This is a genomic window from Streptomyces filamentosus, from assembly GCF_014654895.1.
Lineage (GTDB): Bacteria > Actinomycetota > Actinomycetes > Streptomycetales > Streptomycetaceae > Streptomyces > Streptomyces filamentosus.
In genome coordinates this window covers 721,318-742,518 of record NZ_BNBE01000002.1, presented here as the reverse complement: position 1 = coordinate 742,518, position 21,201 = coordinate 721,318, and the positions used below count along the sequence as shown (strand labels likewise).

Here is a 21,201-nt window from a genome sequence, read left to right as displayed (position 1 = left end):
CCTTCGAAAAGGTCTGGCCCGATCTCCGTGCCGGAGTGGACGAGATTTTCGCCGACGGAAAGTTCTCGCATTCCCGCCAGGTCGGCCGTCTGGAAAAGGCGCTCGAGCACTACACCGGCGCCCGCCGCGTGATCGGGGTGAACAGCGGGACCGACGCCCTGGTCCTGCTCCTGAAGGCGTGCGGGCTGCGCCCGGGGGACCGGGTCCTGGTCCCGGCGTACTCCTTCGTCGCCACCGCCACCTCCGTCGTCCTGGCCGGCGGGCGGCCCGTCTTCACCGACATCGACCCCGACACGTACGCCATGCGCACCGAGGGGATCGGCGACGAGGAGGCGGACGGCGCCCGCTTCGTGCTGCCGGTCCACCTCTTCTCCCGGATGGCGGACATGACGGCGCTGGCCGCCTTCGCCGCCGGACACGGGCTCGTCCTCCTGGAGGACAGCGCCGAGGGCATCGGAATGCGGCAGAACGGCGTCCACGCCGGCCTCCACGGACGCGGCGGCGTGCTGTCCTTCTTCCCGAGCAAGACGCTCGGCGCGCTCGGCGACGCCGGGGCCGTCCTCACCGACGACGAGGACCTCGCCGACCACGTGGCCGCGCTGCGCCACCACGGCCGCACCGGCCGCACCCTCGCGCACTTCCCCGGCATCTCCAACGAGACCCTGCACGTCGGCCACAACAGCAAGATGGACGACCTCCAGGCCGCCGTCCTGCTCGCCAAGCTGACGGTCCTCGACGAGGACGTCCGCCACCGGGCCGTCCTCGCCCGCCGCTACGACGAGGGACTGCGCGAGGTGCCCGGCGTCACCCGGCGGCCCGCGATCACCGGCGCCCCCGACGAGGTCTTCTACGTCTACCTCATCGAGACAGACCGGCGCGACGAGCTCGTCGTCCACCTCCATGAGCGGGGCATCGGCACCGAGACGTACTACCCCCTGCCGCTCCACCTCCAGCCCTGCTTCGCGGAACTCGGCCACCGGCCCGGCGACTTCCCCGTCGCCGAGGCCGCCTCCCGCCGCGCCGTCGCCCTGCCGCTGTACGCCGATCTCACCGAGGCCGAGGTGGACCGCGTCTGCGCGGCCGTCCGCGACTTCCACACCGGAAGGGTCTCCGCATGACCACCCTCAGCGACCGCGGCGCGGACGACGCCCTCGCCACCGGCGGACGCGTCCCCTTCTTCCCGCCCGACCTCTTCCACGAGGACCGCGACACCCTCCTGCGGCTCCTGTACGAGATCGGCACCGGCGCGGACCAGAAGTTCATCCTGGGCGACCACACCCGCCGCCTGGAGGACGCCCTGCGCGAACGGCTCGGCGCCGCCGACGTGGTCGCCTGCTCCAGCGGCACCTCCGCCCTCCACCTGATCCTCACCGCCCTCGGCATCGGCCCCGGCGACGAGGTCGTCGTCCCCGCCCTCGGCTGCGCCCCGCTCGCCGCCGCCGTGCTGCACACCGGCGCCGTCCCCGTCTTCGGCGACGTCGACCCCCGCACCCTCACCCTCGACCCCGCCGACGCGGAGACCCGCGTCACCCCGCGGACCAAGGCCCTGATGCCGGCCCACATGTTCTCCGTCATGGCCGACATGCCGCGCTTCGTCACCCTGGCCGCCGCCGCGGGACTGCTCCTCGTCGAGGACTCCGCCGTCGCCCAGGGCGCCGAACTCGACGGCGTCCCCGCCGGACTGTGGGGAGACGCCGGGCTCTACTCCTTCGTCCAGGTCAAGTCCTTCGGCATGCCCGGCGAGGGCGGCGCCGTCGTCACCCGCGACGAGGACACCGGCCGGCGGATCCGCATGCTCCGCAACCACGGCCAGGACGGCGTCCGGCGCGGCCTGCACCACGTCGTCGGCGTCAACAGCCGCTTCGACGAGATCCAGGCCGCCTTCCAGCTCCACCGGCTCCCCGGCCTCACCGCCCGCCTGGAACGCCGCGCCGCGATCGCCGCCCACTACACCGAGCACCTCGCGGGACTCCCCGGCCTCGACACCCCGCCGCCGGGCACCGAAGGCCGCTGCCACTACGTCTACACCCTGCTCGCCGACGATCGCGACGCCCTGCGCGACCACCTGTCCGCAGAGGGCGTCGACACCCACGTCTACTACCCGAAGACCCTGCCCGACCAGGCCGCCTTCGCACCCGTCACCGCGGGCCGCCCCGGGCCCGGCTGGCCCCGCGCCCGCGACGCCGCCCGCCGCCAGCTGTCCCTGCCCGTCCACCACCGGCTCACCGACGCCCAGGTCGAGCACGTCACCGACGCCGTCCGCGCGCACGTCCTGCGCACCCGCCGGTGACCGTCCCGCCCCGGACGGACCGCGCCACCCTCCCCAGCCCCGCACGGAGTGCCCTCGCATGACCCCTGATCTCGACATCGCCGTCGTCGGCGCCGGACTCGCCGGACTCGCCGCCGCCCACGAACTGCGCCGCAACGGCCACGAGGTGTGCGTCTTCGAGGCCGCCGACGCCCCCGGCGGCCGGATGCGCAGCCTCCGCCGCGGCGGCTACCTCATCGACACCGGGGCCGAGCAGATCTCCGCCCAGGGCTACCGCGCCACCTGGCAGCTGGTCCGCCGCGCCGGGCTCACCCCCGAGGACGTGCCCCGCATCGGCCGCCCCATGGCCGTCTGGCGCGGCGGCCGGCCCCACAACGGCGTCGGCGAACCCCGCGCCGTCCTCACCGGCGCCGGGCTCGTGCCCGCCGCCCGGCCCTCCCTGGCCCGCTTCCTCGGCTGGAGCGGCCGGCACCGCGCCGCCCTCGACCACGACCACCCCGAGGACACCCCGCTCGGCGGCGACACCATCGCCACCGCCGCCCGCCGCTACCACCCCGACCTCCACGACCACCTGCTCCAGCCGCTGTCCGCCGCCTTCTTCGGCTGGGACGCCGCCCGCAGCGCCGCGGCCCCCCTCGTGAGCCTCCTCCTCGCGGTCGGTCCGGTCTCCGCCTGGCGCACCTACCGCGGCGGCATGGACCTGCTCGCCACCCGCCTCGCCGTGGACCTGGACACCCGCTACGGCCGGCGCGTCGAGGAGGTCACCGACCACGGCGGCCACGCCAGGCTCACCGTCGACGGCACCACCCTCACCGCCCGGGCGGTCGTCCTCGCCGTGCCCGCCCCGGTCGCGCTCCGCCTCACCGACGGCGCCGACCCGGACGCCACCGGCTACCCCGCCGCCTCCACCTACCGGCCCATGTTCAAGGTCAGCTGCGCCCTCGACCGGCCGCTCGCCCCGCGCGGCGGCGCCTACGCCCTCCTCACCCCGGAGTGCGAGGAACCCCTGCTGTCCTGCCTCATCGCCGACCACCTCAAGTGCCCCGACCGGGCCCCCGCCGGACGCGGCCTGATCAGCCTGCTCGCCTCCCCGCGCCGCATCCCCGAACTCGCCGAGGCCGGCGAGGACGAGGCCGGCCGCCGGCTCGCCGCCGCAGCGGAACGCTACGTACCCGGCCTGGGCACGGCCCTCACCGCCACCCACGTGCACCACTGGCCCGAGGCCATGCCCGAGATCACCCCCCGTGCCCTCGCCCTGCGCGCTTCCTTCCTGCGCCGCCCCGCCCGCGCCGTCGAGTACGCGGGCGACTGGGTCGCCGCCCGGCCCTCCAGCGAGGGCGCCGCCCGCTCGGGAGCCTTCGCCGCCGCCCGCGTCCTCGCCCACCTCGCCCCGCACCGGGGCCGCACCGCCCGGCAGGAGACCGCCGCATGACCCCCCACGACCTCGGCGTCCTCTTCGACGAACTCGCCGACGCCGGCACCCCCACCCGCTTCCACCTCGACCGGCCCTTCGACCTGGCCCCCTCCGGGCCCGGCACCACCGCCACCGAGTGGACCGTGCCGGAACTCGCCCTGCTGGTCCGGGAGACCGCCGGGGCGCTCGCCGCCGCCGGCGCGGGACCCGGCGAACGCGTCGCGATCGCCAAGGCGAACCACTGGGACTACGACCTCATCGCCTGCGCCGCCGTCCGCACCGGCGCCGTCCCCGTGAAGCTCTCCGGCCACCTCCCGCCCGAGGCCCTGCGCGTCCTCCTCGACCGCTGCGCCCCCCGCGTCCTGGTCACCGACCGCGAGGTGCTCGGCCGCGACCCCGCGGCCGACCTCGCGGGGACGGCCCGCACCACCGTCGTCCTCGGCCCCGCCGGGGACCTCCCGCCCGGCACCGTCCACCTCGACGACCTGAGCGGCCACCCCGACCCCGGACCGCACCCCCGCGACGACGACGCGCCCCTGGTCGTCGTCCACACCAGCGGCACCACCGGCGTCCCGAAGCTCGTCTCGCACACCACCCGCACCCTGATCCACCACCTCGCCCGCTTCGAGACCAAGCCGGTGCCCCGCATCGGACTGCGCCGCGACGACACCCTCTTCAACGCCAGCTCCTACGCCCACGGCCGCACCATCTGCTGGACCGCCGTCGCCCCCGTCCGCGCGCCCCGGCACGTCACCCTCGACTCCCGGGGCCTGCCCGAGACCACCGACCTGCTGCTGCGCGCCCACCCGCCCACCGTCGTCGAGGCGCTGCCGTCCCGCTACGTACGGCTGCGCCCGCTGACCCGCCGCCTGGACAACCCCTTCCGGGACGTCCGGACCTACATCAGCACCTACGACGCCGTGCACCCCCCGGTCGTCCGCTCCTACCTCATGGCCACCTCCCACCGCAACCCGCTGTGGATGCAGGGCTGGGGCCAGAGCGAGACCGGGCCGCTCACCTTCGCCTTCCACACCCGGCGCTCCGTCGCCAGGGCCGCCGACGGCACCGCGACCACCGTCCGCGACCTCGGCCGCCCCGTCCCCCTGAAGACCCGCCTCAGGGCCGTCGACCCCGCCACCTTCCAGCCCGTGCCCGCGGGCACCCCCGGCCTCATCCTGTGCCGCACCAAGGCGCTCGCCCCGGACTACCCGGGGGAGCGGGAGCGCTGGACGGCCAAGCGGCACGGCGAGTGGTGGAACACCGGCGACATCGGGACGATCGCCCGCGACGGCAGCGTCCGGCTCCTCGACCGGGAGGTCGACCACCTCCCCGGCTTCAGCTGCCTGCGCGCCGAGGACATGCTGGAGGACCTGCTGCCCGAGGCCCTGGAGTGCGTCGTCCTCGCCCGGCCCGACGCCGCCCCGCTGCCCGTCGTGGTCACGGAGGACGGCACCCTGGACCCCGCGCGCTGGAAGCGGGCCGCCGAGGGCCTGTCGGCGCTCGACGAGCCCGTCGTGGTCGGCTGGGACGAGGTGCCGCGCACCGGCACCGGGAAGGTCCGCCGCGCCCCCCTGCTCGAACGGCTGACCGGCAGCACGGAAACCTGCGGCACCGGCCGCTGGACGTGACCGCGCCCCCGACCCCGCCGCAGGGGTACGTCTTCGACAACGACAGCCCGCACAGCGCCCGCCACCATGCCTCCCTCGAAGAGGCGCTCGACCCACTGACGCTCGGTCACCTCCGGGAGGCGGGCGTGGCCCCCGGCATGGACTGCCTGGAGGTCGGGGCCGGCGCGGGCAGCGTCGCGCGCGGCCTGCTCCGGCTGGTCGGCCCCGGCGGCACGGTCACCGCGACCGACGTCAAGCCGGGCCGGATCGCGCCGGAACCCGGCCTGACCGTCCTCGCCCACGACGTCGTCACCGACCCCCTGCCCGAGGCCGGGTACGACGTCGTGGTGGCCCGGCTCGTCCTCCAGCACCTGCCCGAACGGCAGGCGGTCCTGCGGCGGCTCGTCCGCGCCCTCAGGCCCGGCGGGCTGCTCCAGGTCGACGAGTTCGACGCCGGGCACGAGCCGTGCCTCCTCGTGCCCTCCCCGGCGGACGCCCGGCTGTACGAGCGCTTCACCGCGGCCAAGTCGGCGCTGATGCGCGCGGGCGGCGGCGACCCCACCTGGGGCCGCCGGGCGCCGGCGGCGCTGCGCGAGGCGGGCCTGACCGGCCTGCGGATCCGGCCGCACGTCCTGCTGCGCGCGCCCGGCACCCCCGCGCTCGGCCTCCAGCTCCACCACCTCGACCACCTCGCGCCCCGGCTCCTGGACGGCGGCTTCACCGCCGCCGAACTCGACCGGCTCCACGCGATGATGCGCGACCCGGAGTTCGCCGCCGCGACGGGCGTCCTCTACTCCGTGCAGGGCCGCCGCCCCCTCCGTACCCCCGCCGCCGACGGCACCCCCGCCGCGGCGCGCGCCACCCCCCGAGAGAACGACCCGAGTCCCGAGGCGACATGACCGACTCCACGCTCACGACGACCACCGCGCCCGCCGAGGAACGGCCCGCACCACCGCCCCCCGCCGACGGCAGGCTCACGACCTACGCGCGGCTCGGCAAGCTGGACGTCTACGACTACTACCTGGGCACCTTCATCGCCCTGTCCGCCGTGGTGCTGCCGCTCGGCTCGCTCACCGGCCGCACCGCCGCGCTCTTCGGCGTCTTCCTCGTCGGGCAGGTCCTCCTGCTCATGGCGATGACCGCCTTCGACGACGTCACGGGCTTCCGCGACGGCAGCGACATCACCAACTACGGCCCCGACCACCCGCTGCGCAACGTGCGGCGCAAGCCGCTGGTGTCCGGCGCGCTGACGGTGCCCGAGGCCCTGCGGTTCGCCTGGGCGAGCGCCGCCTCGGCGGCCCTGCTGTTCGCGGTGACCGCCGCCCTCGCCCCGCACCGCCCGGCCTGGACCGGGATCGGGCTGGTCGTCCTGTGGGTGGTGACCCTCCAGTACTCCTACGGCGTCAAGCTCAGCTACCACGGCTTCCAGGAGGTCTACCTCGTCGCCCTGGGCTTCGCCCTCGTCATCCTGCCGTACGGCATGGTCACCGGGCAGGCCACCGGCTTCCTCCTGGTCCAGGCCGTCCTCTTCGGCTTCGGGCCGCTGATGTTCGGCGTCTACTCCAACACCAACGACGTGGAGGGCGACCGCTCGGTGGGCCGCCCCACCGTCGCGGCGCTGACCTCGGAGCGCGGCAACGCCCGGTTCATCGGCGCGCTGTCCCTCGCCGAGTTCCTGACCATCGCCACCGCGAGCGCGGTGGGCGTCGCGCCGTGGTGGTTCGTCCTGCTGATGCTGCCGGCCTCCCTGCTGCGGATGCGGCAGTACCTGCTGGGCTTCCGCACCGGCGACATCATGCGGGCCCGGCGCACGGGCTTCGCCGTGCACCGGCTCGGCGTCGTCCTGATGATCGCGGGCAATCTGCTGGCGGCCGCCCTGGCGTGAGGGCGGGACGGTCCGGGCGGGCCGGGGAGCACGATGCCCCCGGCCCGTTTCCGTGCGTTTCCGGACGTTTTCGTGAGGTTCCGGCCGTCTTTCGTGTGGTCTCCCGTCCGCCTTCGTGCGGCTCCGTCCGGAGGGGGCGCCTCAGGGCTGCCGTGCGGAGTTGTCCGGGGCGACGTCCTGGACGTCGGCGGGGCGGGGGGCGAGGAGGGCGAGGAGGCCGGCGATCTCGTGGCCCGCTTCGGCGGGGTGCCGGAAGGGGGAGGCGGTGTCGATGCGGTACTGGTTGCGGCGGCCGTCGGCGGCCCGGGTGCGGGTGAGGTAACCGGCCGCCTCCAGGTCGGAGACGATGCCCTGCACGGTGCGCTCGGTGATGCCGCACTCCGCCGCGACGTCCCGCAGCCGCGCCCCGGGGTCGCGGGCGATCGAGAGCAGGACCCGCGCGTGATTGGTGAGGAGCGTCCACCCGGAGTGGTCGCCCCTGCGTGTGCGCATACCAGAGGCATCCCCCGTTCCGGTCCGATCATGCGCATTTCTTTTCGTGTAAATATTGACGCATATAGGGTGAAAGCGGACACTCATGGAGCAGGCTCTCCGACCCAGGAGGAGACCATGAACCCTTCCCCCGTGCTCCCCGGCCCCGAGGTCCGGACGAGGGTGCGGACGGAGCGGGACGGCGGGGGGACCGTCGTCCGCGCCGGCGGGGAGATCGCCCCGGACACCGCCGACGAACCGGAGGCGGTCCTCGCGCGGGCCCTGTCCGGAGGCGACGACGGCACCCCGCTCGCCCTGGACCCGTCCGAGGTCTCCCTCCGCGATTCCACGGGCCTCGACGCCCTGCTGCACCTGCGCCTGCACCCGCGCCTGCTCGCCCGGCGGCGCACCCCCTTCGCCGTCCCCTCGGCGAGCGCGCGGGTCATCCGGCCGCTCGGCCTCACCCGGACCGGTGGGCTCCTCGGCTTCCCCGTCCCGCCGGCCCGTCCCCCGGGACGGGACCCGTGAGGCCCGGCCCCGTCCAGCAGACCCGGAACGCCCCCTCGGGGGCCAGGTACGGATCCGGCGGAGGAAGTCCCATGTCCACCGACCACACCCCCCTCACCCCCGTGCGGTCCCGCCGCGTCCGCGGCGCCCGGTCGGGGGCCGAGATCCGGAGGCGGGCGCTCGGCGGCCTGTCGGCACCGGAGCGCCCGACCGCCGTCCCCACCGGCGAGGCCAGGACCCTCTCGGTGGCGCTCTTCGAACGGCTGCGCGCCCTCGACGAGGGGACCCCGGAGCACGCGTACGTCCGCAACACGCTGATCGAGATCAACCTCAGCCTCGTCCGGTTCGCCGCACGGCGCTTCCGGGGGCGGCCCGAACCCACCGAGGACATCGTCCAGGCCGGCACCATCGGGCTCATCAAGGCGATCGACCGCTTCGACCCCGGCCGGGGCGTCGACTTCTCCTCCTTCGCCCTGCCGACCGTCCTCGGAGAGATGAAACGCTTCTTCCGCGACACCGGCTGGGCCGTCCACGTCCCGCGCCGCATGCAGGAGCGCCGCATCGCCCTCGCCAGGGCCGCCGACGAGCTCGAACAGGACGTCGGCCACCGCCCCGGCCGGCCGGAGCTGGCGGAGCGCCTCCACCTCACCGAGGCCGAGGTGGCCGAGGCGGAGCGGGCGGCCCGGGCCCTCACGGCCCACTCCCTCGACACGCCGTCCGGCGAGGACGAGGAGTCCGACGGCCCGCGCGGCACGGACGACCGGCACATCGGCGTCGTCGAACCCGCCTACGAACTCATCGACGACCTGGAGTCCCTCCGGCCCCTGATGGACCGCCTCGGCGCGCGCGACCGCCGGATCCTCTCCCTGCGCTTCGGCCAGGACCTGACCCAGGGCGAGATCGGCCTCCGCATCGGCCTCTCCCAGATGCAGGTCTCCCGCATCCTCGCCCGCGTCCTCGGCGAGCTCAGGACGGGTCTGCTGGAGGACGGCGTCCCGGACGGGAACGGCGACGGCCGGCATCCGCGGTGAACCGCGGATGCCGGCCGGGACGGGACGGTCAGGCCGTCAGAGGCGCTGCCACAGGGCGGGGACGTTCGGGGGCTCCCAGCCCGGGTAGGCGGTGTGGCCCTGGAGGCAGCGGTAGCGGACGCCGTCGTACGTGACCACGTCCCCGGCGGCGTAGGTGCCGCCGAGCCGCCAGGTGGTCTCGCCGCCGCCGTCACCGGGGACGGTGAGGGTGTACGTGGTCTGGTGGACGGCCTCGCCGGTGCCGGTGAGGGCGAGGGTGTACGTGCCCGGGGCGGTGCCGGCGGCGACGGCGACCGTGGCCGTCGAGGACTGGCCGGAGGTGACCGACGCGGGGCTGAAGGACACGGTCACGCCCGACGGCAGGCCGGTGGCCGAGAGCCGGACGGTCTGGGCGCTGCCGCTGACGGTGGCGGTCGACACGGTGACCGCGGCGGACGAGCCGGGGGCGACCGTGCCGGCCGCGGGCGACGCGCTGACCGAGAAGTCGTTCACCGGGGTGGTCGTCTCGCCGACCGCCGTCTTCCAGATCGTGTGGGCGATGCCGTCCGCGCTGCGGTTCAGCGCGGTGGCGTTGACGTTGGCCGTGGTGTCGCAGGCCGAGTGGTAGCAGGGGTCGTACGAACGGCCCGCCGTGCCGCCCCACTTGGCGGCCTCGGCGGAGGACTTGGTCGCCGAGGCGCCGGTGGCGTAGCCCGAGGTGGGGATGCCGATCTGCTGGAAGGAGTAGTCGTCCGACCGGCCCTGGCCCTCGACGTTCTCCTGGGGGGCCAGGCCCAGCGAGTCCCAGTACGCCTTCATCGGGGCGGAGGCCGCCGAGTTCAGGTTGTTGATGAAGTAGCCGCCGTTGACCGAGGCGACCATGTCGAAGTTGTAGTACGCCCTGATCCGGGACCGCTCGGCGGAGGTGAGCGAACGGGCGTAGAAGTCGGAGCCGTTGAGGCCCTGCTCCTCGTCGGTCCACCAGGCGAACCGGACCCGGTTCTTCATGGTGGGGTCGGTCTTCGCCAGGGTGAGGGCGGCCTCCAGGAGCGCGGCGGAGCCGGAGCCGTTGTCGTTGATGCCGGCGCCGGCGGACACGCCGTCGAGGTGCGCGCCGAACATGTGGACGTTCGCCGCGTCGCCCTTGGGCCATTCGGCGATCAGGTTGTTGCCCGCGCCGACCGTGCAGCCGGAGGTGCAGGTCTGCTCGGTGACCGTGAAGCCGGCGGCCTGGAGCCTGCCCTTGACGTAGGCGAGCGAGGCCCGGTAACCGGCGGTGGTGGAACGGCGGTTGCCGCCGTTCTGCGCGGCGATCGTCGACAGCTGGGACAGGTGGGCCTGGACGGCGGCCACGTCGACGTCCGGCGGCGTGGTCGGGGTGCCGCCCCCGCCGACCCGCAGGGTGTACTGCGCGGTGTGGGTGTTGGCGCCGCCGCGGCCGGTGACGGTGATCGGGTACGTGCCCGCGGGGGTGCCGGCGGCCGTCGTGACGGTCATCGTGGCGGCCGAGCCGGAGGTGACCGTGGCCGGGCTGAAGGAGACGGTCGCCCCGGAGGGCGCGCCGGAGGCGCTGAGCGTCACCTGCTGGGCGCTGCCGGAGACGGTCGTGGTGCTGACCGTGGCGGTGGCGGTGGCGCCGGCCTGGACGTCGCCGGAGGCGGGGGAGAGGGCCAGGGAGAAGTCGGCCTGCTGCGAGGTGCAGGCCGGGTCGCCGGACTGCGCGGGCACGCTGATCGCGTCCCAGGCGGCCCGGGTGGCGGTGAAGAGGCCGCAGCTCGGGTCGAGGTTCTTCGCCGCCGTCAGGGTGGCGGTCCGGTAGCGCTTGTAGGTCATGCCGCTGGTCTTCAGCAGCATGGCGCCGTAGAAGACCTTCCCGGCGTTCTGGATGCCGATCCCGGTGACGGTGGAGCCGTTGCAGGTGGAGCTGGACGGCTTGCCGCCGCCCGGGTTCGAGCCCTCCGCCAGCAGGTAGAACCAGTGGTTGAGCGGGCCGGCGGCGGCGTGCTCCTCGGTGGTCGGGATGGAGGCCGAGTAACAGGCCGGGTCGCCGAGCGCCCCGGGGTTGTACATGTTGCGGATCGGGCCCCGGCCCTGGAGGTTGATCATCTCGCCGACGGTGTAGTCGGGGGTGTCGAAGGGCGCGGGCTGGTTGGCGTACGCCTCGGTGAGCGCGCCCATGATGTCGCCGGTGGCCTCGCCGAGACCGCTCTCGTTGTTGGCGCCGCCCGGCGTGTTGGAGTCCAGGCCGTGGCCGTACTCGTGGGCGACGACGTCCATGCCGGCGATCCACTTGTTGGCGGTGTTGCGGCCGATGGTGACGGTGGAGCCGTCCCAGTAGGCATTGAGCTCGTTGAGCCCCACGCGGGTCGGCCAGCTGCCGCCGCTGCCGTTGTGCCCGTTGCGGCCGAGCCACTCCTTGAGCATGTCCGACTGCTTCTGCGCCGCGTACATGACGTCGACGCAGCCGGTCTCGCGGCTGGTGGCGCTGCCCGTGCCCCAGTCGTCGGTGGCCTTGGTGAAGACGCCGCCGTTGTAGTCGGAGCACTGGAGGCCGGGCCGGGTGGTGTCGCGCAGGACGTACTGGCTGCCCGAGCGGGAGGTGTCGATGGCGAGCGGGCTCGGGCCGTTCCACTCGCTGCGGCCGGTGCCGGCCCGGACGTCGTCGTAGGAGTCGACGACCTCGCCGGTGAGCGCGTCGACGAAGACGTGCAGCCTGCTGGGCGCGTCCTCTGCGGTGCGGCCGGCGACCACGGTCTCCCAGGCGAGGACCGCCCGGTCCTCCTTGATCCGGACGACGAGGCGCGCCGGGTCGTTCTTCCCGGCCTTCGCCACCCGACCGCGGGCGGTGCGGACGGCCCGGCCGGCGGTGACCTCGGCGGTGGTGGTCACGGAGACGGGGGTCTCGGAGGCGGAGTGGACCGAGCGGACCCGGCCCTCGCCGTCGGCGAGGACCACCGCGTCGCCGCCCACCACGGGCAGGCCCCGGTAGGTGCGCTCGTACGCGACGGCGTACAGGTCGCCGGTCCAGGGGATGACCTGGTGCCGGTCGTACTGCTCGCCGGGGCCCTTGGTGAGGGCGTCGAGCCCACTGAGGGCCGCCCGGTCGGCGGCGACGACGGCCTTCGCGGCGGGGGTGGGCTGCGGGGTGCCGGTGGGGGGTGCGGTGACCGGCGCGGCCGTGGCGGCCGAGACCGGCGCCACCAGTCCGAGCGTCACGACCAGGGACACCCCGGCCACCGCCATCTTTCTCACCATCATGGCTCCTTGTGAGAGGTGATGAAGCCGCCCGGACTGTCGTGGCTATGACAAGCGCTTCTCCGGGTACGGACGCTCCCGTCGGGGGAACGCCGGTACGCCGGGCGCGTCGTGCCGCCGGGCTGGCCGCACCCTCACATCAGCCCGTGCCGGGGTCAACGCGTCCGGACGTGCCGTGCGGGGCTGGCAAATTCCGGCAAGCCGCGTCCCGCGCCCCGCACCCCGAGGTCGAGCAGCCGCTCGCGGTACTCGGCGACCCGGGGGACGTCCGGCCAGTCGCGCACCAGCCGGGCGTGCAGTCCGCCGAGCTCCGCGCGGACCAGGAGCTCGTCGGTGCCGGCCGCCTCGCCGAGCACCGGGGAGACGAGCGCGACCGCCGCCTCCGGGTCGCCGGCGCAGGCCCAGCCGTCGGCGAGCCGGAGCGTGAGCAGCAGATGGGTGTCGCGCATGAGCGGGGAGAGCCGGGCCCGGGAGCGGGCGACGGCCTCGACCGCCCGCCGTGCCGTCGTACGGTCCCCGGTCGCCGCCGCGAGGTCGCGCAGCGCCCCGCCGACGGCCGACTCCACGCGCATCTCGCCCTCGGCGCCGGTCAGCCAGGGGGCCTCCAGGGCGTCGTCCCGTCCCAGCCTGGCGAAGGCCCGCCGGGCCGAGGCGATGTGCCGCCGGCACGCGTCCGCGTCGTGGCGGAGCGCGTGGCCGCGCGCCTGGTAGAGGTGGGAGAGGGTTGCGATCCAGCGCCGCCGGGTGTCCACGGCGCCGATGGCCTCGGCATATCCGAGGGTCGGGCCGGGGTCGTCGTCGAGCCGGACCAGGGCGCAGATGTCGCTGAGGAGGGTGGCGCGGGCCGGGGTGTCGTGGGCGGCGTCCGCCCAGCGCAGGCCGTGGCCGAACCAGGCCATGCCGACGCTGCTCTGACCGCGCCGCATCCGCAGCCTTCCGGCGACCTGGGCGTACTGCGCGGCGATCCGCAGCTGGCCGTAGGGGGCGCGGCCGGTGGCGTCGACGGCGTCGGCCCAGCGGACCGTGGCGCGCAGCAGGCGTTCCGTGGTGGCCGTGCCGTCCAGGGCGGTCAGATGGAGGGCGCCCCGGATCACGCAGGCCAGGAACCCGGTGAGCGCGTGCAGCAACTCCGTCTCCACGGAGGCCAGTTCGACGTCGCGGGGAGCGGGGGCGGTCAGCCGGGCCAGCAGGTCCGCCGCGGCGTCGCGGTCCGGCGTCGCGCAGCCGGAACAGCCGTGCAGGGGGCAGGCGAGCCCTTCGGCGGGCAGTGCGGCGGGCCACGGCATGCCGTCCCACGCGGCTCGGGCGTCGCCGGTCTCCGTGCCCGGCGGCACGGCGAACAGGTCCGGCCCGGTGGGCAGTCCGCGCGGGCCCCGCGCCGGTCCGGGCGCCGGCCCGCACGGGTCGGCGAGCGCGGCCAGTTCGCCGCCGGCGCCGAGCGCCGCGTCGAGCCGGTGGACCAGGCCGGGCGGGGGCTCGCGGAGCCCCGCTTCGAGGCGGCTGATCTGGCTGTGGTGGTAGCCCACGGCCAGGCCCAACTGGCGCTGGGTGAGCCCGGACCGCCTGCGCCAGGACCGCAGGCCGTGCCCGAACTCCGCCCAGGACGCCCCGGGCCGTACCGAACCGTTCATGGTCCCTCCCCGGCGGAGGCGGTCGCCTCCGGCAGCGTGAAGCCCGGACTCCGTCCCAGACTGCCCGTCAGCACAGGGCAGACGGCGCGGAGCTGTCAATCGTGGTGGCCGAAAAATCGCCAAAATGGTCTGAACCAAGGGGCGTTGGTGGCTTCGGGGAGCGCGGCGAGTTGTGGTCGGGGGGCGGCGGGCCGCGGCCCGGGGGTGTGACGTGTCGTGGCCTGGGAGCGTGCGGGGTGGGTTCGCGAGGCGAGGGGCAATCGTTCGCGGGTGGCGGTGTCCGACCCCTTGACCGGATCCGGTGCGTCGCTAAGGTCTAGACCTGAGAGGGTGTGGCGCCCGGCCGCGTGCGGCCGGGTCCGGAGGCGCGTGGGCAACGGTGCCCGTTCGCGAGGTCGGAACCCCCGCCGTGCGGGCGGTCCGGCATCGTCGTGGCGCCGGATCCCGCTCCATGTCAGCAAGGCCCTCCCGGGCGAGGGACACGCCCCGGCGGGTCGACCGGACGGCATCACAGAGAGTGGAATGTCATGAACATGAAAAGGCGAACGGCCCTGATCATCGGGGCGCTGGTGTCCCCCGTGCTGGCCATCACCCTGCCGGCCGCCACGGCCGGCGCGCACGGCTGGGTCACCTCCCCGGCCAGCCGCCAGGACCAGTGCGCCGCGGGCACCGTCTCCTGCGGCCAGATCAAGTACGAACCGCAGAGCGTCGAGGGACCGCAGGGGCTGCGCAGTTGCAGCGGCGGCAACGCGGCCTTCGCCGAGCTCGACGACGACAGCAAGCCCTGGCGCGTCACCCCGATCGGCTCCACCTACACCTTCAACTGGCACCACACCGCGCGCCACGCCACCGCCAACTGGCAGTACTTCGTCGGCGACCGGCTGGTCGCCCAGTTCAGCGGCGGCGGCGCGCAGCCGGCCGCCGACGTCAGCCACACGGTGAACTTCGGCACCCTCACGGGACGGCAGAAGGTCCTGGCCGTCTGGAACGTCGCCGACACCACCAACGCCTTCTACTCCTGCATCGACGTCAACATCGGCGGTACGGGAGGCGGCGGGGGCGGCACCGGACCGGGCACCTGCGGCGTGACCGCCTGGGACCCCGCCCGCGTCTACACCGGGGGCGACACCGTCTCCTACGGCGGGCACACCTGGCGCGCCAAGTGGTGGGTGACCGGCGACAAGCCCGGCACCACCGGGGAGTGGGGCGTCTGGGAGGACCTGGGGGCCTGCGCGGTCTGACGCGCTCCCGCGTGCTGCGGGGCCGAACTCCGTCCGCCCGCTCGTTCCGGCTCGCCGGAGGACGGGCGGACGGATGCAGCCCCCCGTGTCAGGACCCCTCCGGGCGGAACGCGTAGGGGGTCACGAGCGCGGTGATCTCCTCGATCAGCTCCTCGCGCCGGACGGCGGGCCGGTCGAGGATCCAGCGCACGCTGAGCGCCTCCATCGCGGAGACCAGCACCCAGGCGCGGGTCGCCCCGTCCGGCCGGCCCGGCGCCCGCGCCGCGAGGTACGCCGCGCCCAGGTCGCGGACGCGCCGCCGGAGCCGGTGCAGGTGGTCCTCGTGGAAGCTCGGCGGCACCTCCTCGACCACGACGCGAAGGAGTCGCGAGTCCTGCTCCAGCGCGGACAGCAGCGCGTCGACCGCGTGGGGGACCAGGAGTTCGGGCGGCTCGGCGAGCCGGTCGGCGAGCGAGGCCGCCACGCGGTCCCCGGCCTCCGCCCAGTACCGCTCCATGAGCACGCCGAGGAGCTCTTCCTTGTCGCGGAAGTACTGGTAGAGGGAGCCCGGGCTGATGCCGGCCTCGGTGGCCACCCGGGTCGTCGCGAAGCGTGCGTAGCCGTCGCGCGCCAGGACCGTGCGCCCCGCCTCCACGATCCGCTCGACCATTTCCCGCGACCGCTCCTGACGGGGCGTCCTGCGCATACGCGAATTGTATGCGAACGATTATTCGCCTTACAACGGAATCATGACGCAGAGCAGCGAGTCCCCTGCCCTCGGTCCTTCCCCCACCCCCTCTTCCTCCGGTTCCTCCTCCGCTCCTTTCCCGAGCCGTTTCCGGGAGGCGGAGCGGCGCGGACGGGCGATCGCCCGCCCGCTCTTCCTCTTCGCCGACATCGGCAAGGACGTCGACGAGGCGCTCATGGAACGACTGGGCGCCGCCCTCCTCCAGGGCGACGAACTCGGCGCCGCCCTCGCCGGGGCGACACGGCTGCCCGCCGGGGACCCCGGCCGCGTCACGCGCTCCCTGATCGGCGAGGCGCTGCGCACGGCCCCCGGCGGACACCACGAACTTCCTCCCGCCTTACGGGATTTCATGGAACACGTCTCGACCGTCCCCGACTGGGTCGACTGGGAGCGGATCGAGCGGGGCGCGGCCGCCTACCGTTCTCTGGGCCGCAACAGCAGCGACGTCCTCCTGCTCCTCTCCCTCGTCGGCGGCTACCGCTTCGGCGGGCCGGCCGACCTGCTCGTGCTCACCGGCGGCCTGACCGGCGGGACGACCCTGCGGCGCCTCGGCGAGACGACCCTGTGGTCGCACGCCGTCACCCGTCCCGGCGGCCTCCGTCCCGGTGCCGAGGGCTGGCGCCTCACCGCCCACGTGCGCGCCATGCACGCCCTGGTCGACGCCCGCTTCGCACCCCGCTGGGACAGCGCGCGCTGGGGCCGTCCCGTCAACCAGGCCGACCAGGCCGCCACGCTCGGGCTCTTCGACGCGACGGTGATCGCCGGCTGCCGCGCGCTCGGCGTCCGGCTGACCCGGCGGCAGCGCGACGACCTCATGCACCTGTGGCGGTACGTCGGCCACCTGATGGGCGTCGCACCGGAGTGGCTCACCGACGACGAGAACGTCCGGCACCACTGGAACCACCACATCCTGCTCGCCGCCGCCGGACAGACCCAGGCGGGCCGCGACCTCGCCCGCCAGACCATGGACGCCCAGGCCCACCGCGACTTCGGCCACGCCGGCCCGGCCGTGGAGCGGCTCCGCCGGCGCTACGAGCACGCCCGCCAGCTGAGCCTCCTCACCGTCTTCATGGGTCCGGCGGGGATGCGCGACCTGGGCCTGCGGTCCCGGCTCCCGTGGGCGCTGCCGCTCGCCCTCGCCTCCAACACCGTCCGGTACCGGCTCCTCGGCGCGCTGCCCGGCGGACGGCGGCGGCTGGAGGAGCGGGGCGGACGGGCGCAGGAGCGGCAGCTCGCCTCCCTGTTCCCCCAGGGGTCCGGCGGCCCCGCCGGCGTGGCCGGCCTGCCGGAGGCCGGTTGAGGGAGCTCCTGCCGCCGCCCCGGTCTCAGGGCCGGTGTCGTACGAAGCCGAGGACGGCGTAGCCCTCGCCCGCGTGCGGCGCCCGGGTCCAGGAGCGGGTGGCGAAGGTGCGCAGACCGCCCAGGGTGAGCGCGAAACGGGGCAGCGAGAGCCCGAGTCCGGCGTGCAGGGCGCGCAGCAGCCGCCGTTCGACCTCCGTCTCGTCCAGCCCGTCCCCGTACTCCTCCCCGGTCCCGCCCCCGTCCCCGGAGCCGAGCAGCAGCGCCGGGTCCAGCGCCTCCGGTATCGCGCCGGAGCGCCGGACCTCCGTGCCCCGCACGGTGAACGCGTACAGTTCCTCGCCGTTCTCCGCCACCGACAGGTGGAACGCTGCCGGGGACCCGCCCCCGGAGACGTCCCCGGGCTCCCGCCACACCATCACCGCCCGGCCCGTCGCGGACGCGTCCACGGCGGGGGAGCGGAGCCGCTCGCCCGGGAGCCGGTGGGCGTGGCGGTCGAAGGCGAAGGCCCACCCCTCGTCGGTGACGCCGACGGCGACCACGGCGCGGTCCTCCCAGGGCTCCAGCCCTTCCCGCGCGCCGGGCCGGGAGCCGTACCCCCGGATCCAGGGGGCGTGCACGGGCTCGCCCGGCTCGGCGCCCTCCTCGCCGATCAGCGCGGACAGCCGGGCGGGGTCGAGGCCCTCGGCCCAGACGCAGCGGTAGCCGTCGATCGGCCGCCGCGTCCAGGGCGCCACCGGCTCCGTCAGCCAGACGAGACCCGGGGGGTCCAGATCGGGCGCCGGTACGGGTACGGGCCCCGTCCCGCCGGCCCGCGGGGTCGCCAGGAGCTCCCGCCCCCGCTCCGGGGTCACCAGCGGGCCCAGCACCGGGTCGGCGAGCAGCCCGAGCGGGGCGAGCAGGAGCGGACCGGGCGCCTCCCACCGCGGCAGCGCCTCCCGCAGCACCCGCCAGGCGGCGTCGGTCGCGCCCCGCAGCGCGGTCTCCCGGGCCTCGGCGACGGCCCGGCCCCAGGCACCGGGGGGCGCGTAGCGGTGGCTGCCGGCCCGCAGCGCGCCCAGCACGGCCTCGGCGTCCTCCCGGTCGGCGCCCCGGGCGACCGCCGTCGTGACCCAGCGCTCGTCCCCGTTCGGGCCTCCGTTCTGACGGACCGTCTGCACGGCTTCCAGTGGCAGGAGTTCGGGACCGTACGCCGGGTCGCCCACCAGGTGGCCGGGACCCCAGGAGGCGCCGGGCGCGAGCAGCTTCCGCACCTGGCCCAGGAGGAAGGCGCTTCCCGGCCGCCCGAAGCCGGCCGCCCCTTCGAGCAGGACGAGCGCCTCCTCGTACCGCCCGTCCAGGGTCAGCAGACGGCCCTCCTCCGCCTCGGCGTCCCGGGCCCTGGTGGTCGCGTTCACGAAGTCGCTCCGGTGCGCTCGGGAGCAGTGGAACTCCCGGTACATGGCCTCCATGTAGGCCCGGAACGACGGATGGCGGTCGGGGTACTCGCCGCTCCAGCCCTTGTACACGTAGAGCGCCCACTCGCCGTCCGCGTCGCTGTCGCCCGGATCGAGCAGGGCGTGAGACATGTCGGAGTCCGTCTCCAGGCGCAGCGCCCGCCGCCACATCCCGGCGAGCCGGACCTCCTCCTCGCCCGGATCGTCGCCCAGGTTCTCCTCGTACAGCGGGGCCATGCCGAACGGGTCCCGGAACCAGTCGACGTCCGCGGCGCCGCCCAACCGGTAGATCCCGGCCGACTGGCCCACGCGCCAGCCGTCGCTCGCCGCCAGGAACGCGCGGTACGAGGGCGGCAACCGCCGTCCCAGCCGCTCCTCGGCCGCGGCGACGGCCGCCTCGCCCCCGCCGGGGCGGCCCAGCGGGGCGAGCGCGGCCTCGTCGTCCGGGTCCTCGTCCTCGTCCGGAACCCACTCCTCCTGCCAACGCCGCAGGAACCCGTGCCAATCGAAGGAAACCTCGTTCATGCCCGGATGGTGCCACCCGGCACCGACAGGACCGCCCGCCGCCCCTCCCCGCCCGGAGTCGTACCGCCATCGGCCGATCGGCCGATCCCGGGTCGAGCGGGACGGCGGATACCGGGGGAGCGGGCCGCGGACGACCCTGGACACATGCCCATGATCGAAGTGCGGGACCTGCGCAAGGCGTACGGCGAGCGGAAGGCCGTCGACGGCGTCTCCTTCTCCGTGGAGGAGGGGGAGATCTTCGGGATCCTCGGCCCCAACGGCGCGGGGAAGACCACCACGGTCGAGTGCGTGGCCGGCCTCCGCGTCCCCGACGCGGGCCGGGTGCGGGTGGCGGGGCTCGACCCCGTCGCCGACCACGACCGGGTCACCCGGGTGCTCGGCGTCCAGCTCCAGCGGAGCGAGCTCCAGGCCAAGCTCACCGTCAGGGAGGCGCTGGAGCTGTACGCGACCTTCTACGAACGCCCCGCCGACCGGCGGGCGCTCGCCGGCCGACTCGGGCTCGACGCCCACCTCGACGCGCGCTTCGGCACGCTGTCCGGCGGGCAGAAGCAGCGGCTCCTCATCGCCCTCGCCCTCGTCGGCGACCCCCGCGCGGTCGTCCTCGACGAGCTCACCACCGGCCTCGACCCGCGGGCCCGCCGTGACACCTGGGACCTCGTCGAGTCCATCAGGGCGAACGGCGTCACCGTCCTCCTCGTCACCCACGTCATGGAGGAGGCCCAGCGCCTCTGCGACCGGATCGCGGTGATCGACGGGGGCCGGGTCACGGCCCTCGACACCCCCGCCGGGCTCATCGGGCGCACGGCCACGGCCCGGGTCATCTCCTTCGCCGCCGACAGCCCGCTGGACCCCGCCGACCTCGCGGCCCTGCCCGGCGCCGCGGAGGTGACCGGCCGCGACGGCCGCACGGTCGTCACCGGCACGGACGCCACCGTGGACGCCTTCGTGTCGCTGCTGGCCCGCCGCGCGGTCACCGCCCGGGGCCTGCGCATCACCGACGCCACCCTCGACGACGCCTACCTCGACCTCACCTCCTGACCCTCCCCGCGCGCCCCTCCCCGCGCCCCGCCCGCCCGGCCGCACGCCCTCACGACAGGAGCACAGCCCCCATGGCCAGCACCCCCGCACCGGCCTCCGCCGCGCGCGCGGTCCTCAGGACCGAGGCCCGCCTCTTCGCCCGCGAACCCGCCGCCCTGTTCTGGGTGATGGTCTCGCCGACCGTCCTCCTGGTGATTCTCGGCCTGATCCCGTCGATGCGGGAGGTCTCCGCCGGCCTCGGCGGACGCCGGGCGATCGACCTGTACGTCCCCGTCGCCGTCCTCTTCGCCCTGATCATGGCCGGACTCCAGGCCATGCCCCCGGTCCTCGCCGGCTACCGGGAGCGCGGCATCCTGCGCCGGATGTCGGCCACTCCGGTCCGCCCGGCCGCGCTGCTCACCGCCCAGTTCGTCCTGCACGCCGTCGCCGCCCTGCTCTCCGCCCTCCTGGTGACCGCGGTCGGCCGGACCGCCTTCGGCGTCGCACTCCCCGCCCACCTCCCCGGACACCTCGTGGCACTGGTCCTCGCCACCGCCGGGGGCCTCGCCCTCGGCGCGACGGTCTGCGCGGTCTCCCGCACTCAGAAGGCCGCCACCGCGGTCGGGACGGCGGTCTTCTTCCCGACCATGTTCACGGCGGGCGTCTGGGTGCCGGTCCAGGCCATGCCCGATACGCTGCGCCGGATCGTGGAGTACACCCCGTACGGTGCCGCCTCCCGAGCCCTCGACGAGGCCGCGCGCGGCGGATGGCCGGGTCCGGTCGCGCTCGGGGTGATGGTCCTGTGGACGGCCGTGCTGGCGGGGACGGCGGTCCGCCGGTTCCGCTGGGAGTGACGGAGCGGGGCGGAGCGGGTCGTGGCGGAGGATCAACGCGCGGAAGGAGCAAG

General features: G+C 75.2%; 17 protein-coding genes. 12 read left to right on the top strand and 5 right to left on the bottom strand.

What is annotated here, in order from left to right; translation table 11 throughout:
- The first annotated feature begins 35 nt into the window (after positions 1-35).
- Genes IE326_RS22290 through IE326_RS22265 form a run of 6 tightly spaced genes read left to right on the top strand, consistent with a single transcriptional unit; the run spans position 36 to position 7,175 of the window.
- Positions 36-1,118 (top strand): DegT/DnrJ/EryC1/StrS family aminotransferase, encoded by a 1,083-nt coding sequence (locus tag IE326_RS22290; protein WP_229915568.1) that lies wholly within the window; start codon positions 36-38, stop codon positions 1,116-1,118.
- Positions 1,115-2,290 carry a DegT/DnrJ/EryC1/StrS family aminotransferase gene (locus IE326_RS22285; RefSeq protein WP_150226519.1) on the top strand — a complete coding sequence of 392 codons (1,176 nt, stop codon included), beginning with the start codon at positions 1,115-1,117 and terminating at the stop codon, positions 2,288-2,290. The genes IE326_RS22290 and IE326_RS22285 overlap by 4 nt, the downstream gene beginning before the upstream one ends.
- A 58-nt stretch (positions 2,291-2,348) precedes the next feature.
- On the top strand, positions 2,349-3,701 hold the full coding sequence (locus IE326_RS22280; protein WP_190042760.1) for a protoporphyrinogen/coproporphyrinogen oxidase: 1,353 nt from the start codon (positions 2,349-2,351) through the stop codon (positions 3,699-3,701).
- A complete protein-coding gene (locus IE326_RS22275; RefSeq protein WP_190042759.1) occupies positions 3,698-5,311 on the top strand; it encodes a class I adenylate-forming enzyme family protein in 1,614 nt (537 codons plus the stop codon). The genes IE326_RS22280 and IE326_RS22275 overlap by 4 nt, the downstream gene beginning before the upstream one ends.
- Complete coding sequence (locus tag IE326_RS22270) at positions 5,308-6,189, top strand: methyltransferase (protein ID WP_190042758.1); 882 nt, start codon at positions 5,308-5,310, stop codon at positions 6,187-6,189. The genes IE326_RS22275 and IE326_RS22270 overlap by 4 nt, the downstream gene beginning before the upstream one ends.
- Complete coding sequence (locus IE326_RS22265; RefSeq protein WP_190042757.1) at positions 6,186-7,175, top strand: UbiA family prenyltransferase; 990 nt, start codon at positions 6,186-6,188, stop codon at positions 7,173-7,175. The genes IE326_RS22270 and IE326_RS22265 overlap by 4 nt, the downstream gene beginning before the upstream one ends.
- A gap of 141 nt (positions 7,176-7,316) precedes the next feature.
- Here the strand turns inward: IE326_RS22265 and IE326_RS22260 are convergent, their stop codons facing one another.
- Positions 7,317-7,667: a helix-turn-helix transcriptional regulator gene (locus tag IE326_RS22260; RefSeq protein WP_190042756.1), complete on the bottom strand. Its 351-nt coding sequence runs from the start codon at positions 7,665-7,667 to the stop codon at positions 7,317-7,319.
- A gap of 117 nt (positions 7,668-7,784) precedes the next feature.
- Here IE326_RS22260 and IE326_RS22255 point away from each other — a divergent pair, with 117 nt between their 5' ends.
- Together IE326_RS22255 and IE326_RS22250 are read left to right on the top strand one after the other, a co-directional pair.
- Positions 7,785-8,174, top strand: coding sequence for an STAS domain-containing protein (locus tag IE326_RS22255; protein ID WP_190042755.1), 390 nt, complete (start codon positions 7,785-7,787; stop codon positions 8,172-8,174).
- Positions 8,175-8,245: 71 nt separating this feature from the next.
- The gene (locus IE326_RS22250; protein ID WP_190042754.1) at positions 8,246-9,184 is read left to right on the top strand and encodes a SigB/SigF/SigG family RNA polymerase sigma factor; all 939 of its coding nucleotides are present in this window, start codon (positions 8,246-8,248) and stop codon (positions 9,182-9,184) included.
- A 36-nt stretch (positions 9,185-9,220) separates the two neighbouring features.
- On the opposite strand, the gene IE326_RS22245 is transcribed toward IE326_RS22250, so the two are convergent.
- Complete coding sequence (locus tag IE326_RS22245; RefSeq protein ID WP_190043465.1) at positions 9,221-12,418, bottom strand: M28 family peptidase; 3,198 nt, start codon at positions 12,416-12,418, stop codon at positions 9,221-9,223.
- A 155-nt stretch (positions 12,419-12,573) separates the two neighbouring features.
- Entirely contained in the window at positions 12,574-14,049 is a 1,476-nt protein-coding gene (locus tag IE326_RS22240) for a helix-turn-helix domain-containing protein (protein WP_190042753.1), read from the bottom strand.
- A 527-nt stretch (positions 14,050-14,576) separates the two neighbouring features.
- On the opposite strand from IE326_RS22240, the gene IE326_RS22235 reads away from it, so the two are divergent.
- On the top strand, positions 14,577-15,290 hold the full coding sequence (locus IE326_RS22235) for a lytic polysaccharide monooxygenase (RefSeq protein WP_150226510.1): 714 nt from the start codon (positions 14,577-14,579) through the stop codon (positions 15,288-15,290).
- Between the two features lie 88 nt (positions 15,291-15,378).
- Here the strand turns inward: IE326_RS22235 and IE326_RS22230 are convergent, their stop codons facing one another.
- Positions 15,379-15,975 carry a TetR/AcrR family transcriptional regulator gene (locus IE326_RS22230; protein WP_229915567.1) on the bottom strand — a complete coding sequence of 199 codons (597 nt, stop codon included), beginning with the start codon at positions 15,973-15,975 and terminating at the stop codon, positions 15,379-15,381.
- A 43-nt stretch (positions 15,976-16,018) separates the two neighbouring features.
- Between IE326_RS22230 and IE326_RS22225 the strand changes: the two genes are divergently transcribed.
- A complete protein-coding gene (locus IE326_RS22225; protein WP_190042752.1) occupies positions 16,019-17,317 on the top strand; it encodes an oxygenase MpaB family protein in 1,299 nt (432 codons plus the stop codon).
- A 25-nt stretch (positions 17,318-17,342) separates the two neighbouring features.
- On the opposite strand, the gene IE326_RS22220 is transcribed toward IE326_RS22225, so the two are convergent.
- Entirely contained in the window at positions 17,343-19,277 is a 1,935-nt protein-coding gene (locus IE326_RS22220; protein ID WP_190042751.1) for an SMI1/KNR4 family protein, read from the bottom strand.
- Between the two features lie 144 nt (positions 19,278-19,421).
- Between IE326_RS22220 and IE326_RS22215 the strand changes: the two genes are divergently transcribed.
- A complete protein-coding gene (locus IE326_RS22215) occupies positions 19,422-20,315 on the top strand; it encodes an ABC transporter ATP-binding protein (protein WP_190042750.1) in 894 nt (297 codons plus the stop codon).
- A 71-nt stretch (positions 20,316-20,386) separates the two neighbouring features.
- The gene (locus tag IE326_RS22210; protein ID WP_150226506.1) at positions 20,387-21,148 is read left to right on the top strand and encodes an ABC transporter permease; all 762 of its coding nucleotides are present in this window, start codon (positions 20,387-20,389) and stop codon (positions 21,146-21,148) included.
- The last annotated feature ends 53 nt before the right edge of the window (positions 21,149-21,201 follow it).

Excerpts from the sequence above, each read along its gene's own strand:
- IE326_RS22240 (WP_190042753.1), bottom strand. The coding sequence starts at position 14,049 with ATGAACGGTTCGGTACGGCCCGGGGCGTCCTGGGCGGAGTTCGGGCAC.
- IE326_RS22260 (WP_190042756.1), bottom strand. The coding sequence starts at position 7,667 with ATGCGCACACGCAGGGGCGACCACTCCGGGTGGACGCTCCTCACCAAT.
- IE326_RS22225 (WP_190042752.1), top strand. The coding sequence starts at position 16,019 with ATGACGCAGAGCAGCGAGTCCCCTGCCCTCGGTCCTTCCCCCACCCCC.
- IE326_RS22230 (WP_229915567.1), bottom strand. The coding sequence starts at position 15,975 with ATGCGCAGGACGCCCCGTCAGGAGCGGTCGCGGGAAATGGTCGAGCGG.
- IE326_RS22255 (WP_190042755.1), top strand. The coding sequence starts at position 7,785 with ATGAACCCTTCCCCCGTGCTCCCCGGCCCCGAGGTCCGGACGAGGGTG.
- IE326_RS22215 (WP_190042750.1), top strand. The coding sequence starts at position 19,422 with ATGCCCATGATCGAAGTGCGGGACCTGCGCAAGGCGTACGGCGAGCGG.
- IE326_RS22235 (WP_150226510.1), top strand. The coding sequence starts at position 14,577 with ATGAACATGAAAAGGCGAACGGCCCTGATCATCGGGGCGCTGGTGTCC.
- IE326_RS22250 (WP_190042754.1), top strand. The coding sequence starts at position 8,246 with ATGTCCACCGACCACACCCCCCTCACCCCCGTGCGGTCCCGCCGCGTC.
- IE326_RS22245 (WP_190043465.1), bottom strand. The coding sequence starts at position 12,418 with ATGGTGAGAAAGATGGCGGTGGCCGGGGTGTCCCTGGTCGTGACGCTC.
- IE326_RS22220 (WP_190042751.1), bottom strand. The coding sequence starts at position 19,277 with ATGAACGAGGTTTCCTTCGATTGGCACGGGTTCCTGCGGCGTTGGCAG.
- IE326_RS22285 (WP_150226519.1), top strand. The coding sequence starts at position 1,115 with ATGACCACCCTCAGCGACCGCGGCGCGGACGACGCCCTCGCCACCGGC.
- IE326_RS22265 (WP_190042757.1), top strand. The coding sequence starts at position 6,186 with ATGACCGACTCCACGCTCACGACGACCACCGCGCCCGCCGAGGAACGG.
- IE326_RS22275 (WP_190042759.1), top strand. The coding sequence starts at position 3,698 with ATGACCCCCCACGACCTCGGCGTCCTCTTCGACGAACTCGCCGACGCC.
- IE326_RS22210 (WP_150226506.1), top strand. The coding sequence starts at position 20,387 with ATGGCCAGCACCCCCGCACCGGCCTCCGCCGCGCGCGCGGTCCTCAGG.
- IE326_RS22280 (WP_190042760.1), top strand. The coding sequence starts at position 2,349 with ATGACCCCTGATCTCGACATCGCCGTCGTCGGCGCCGGACTCGCCGGA.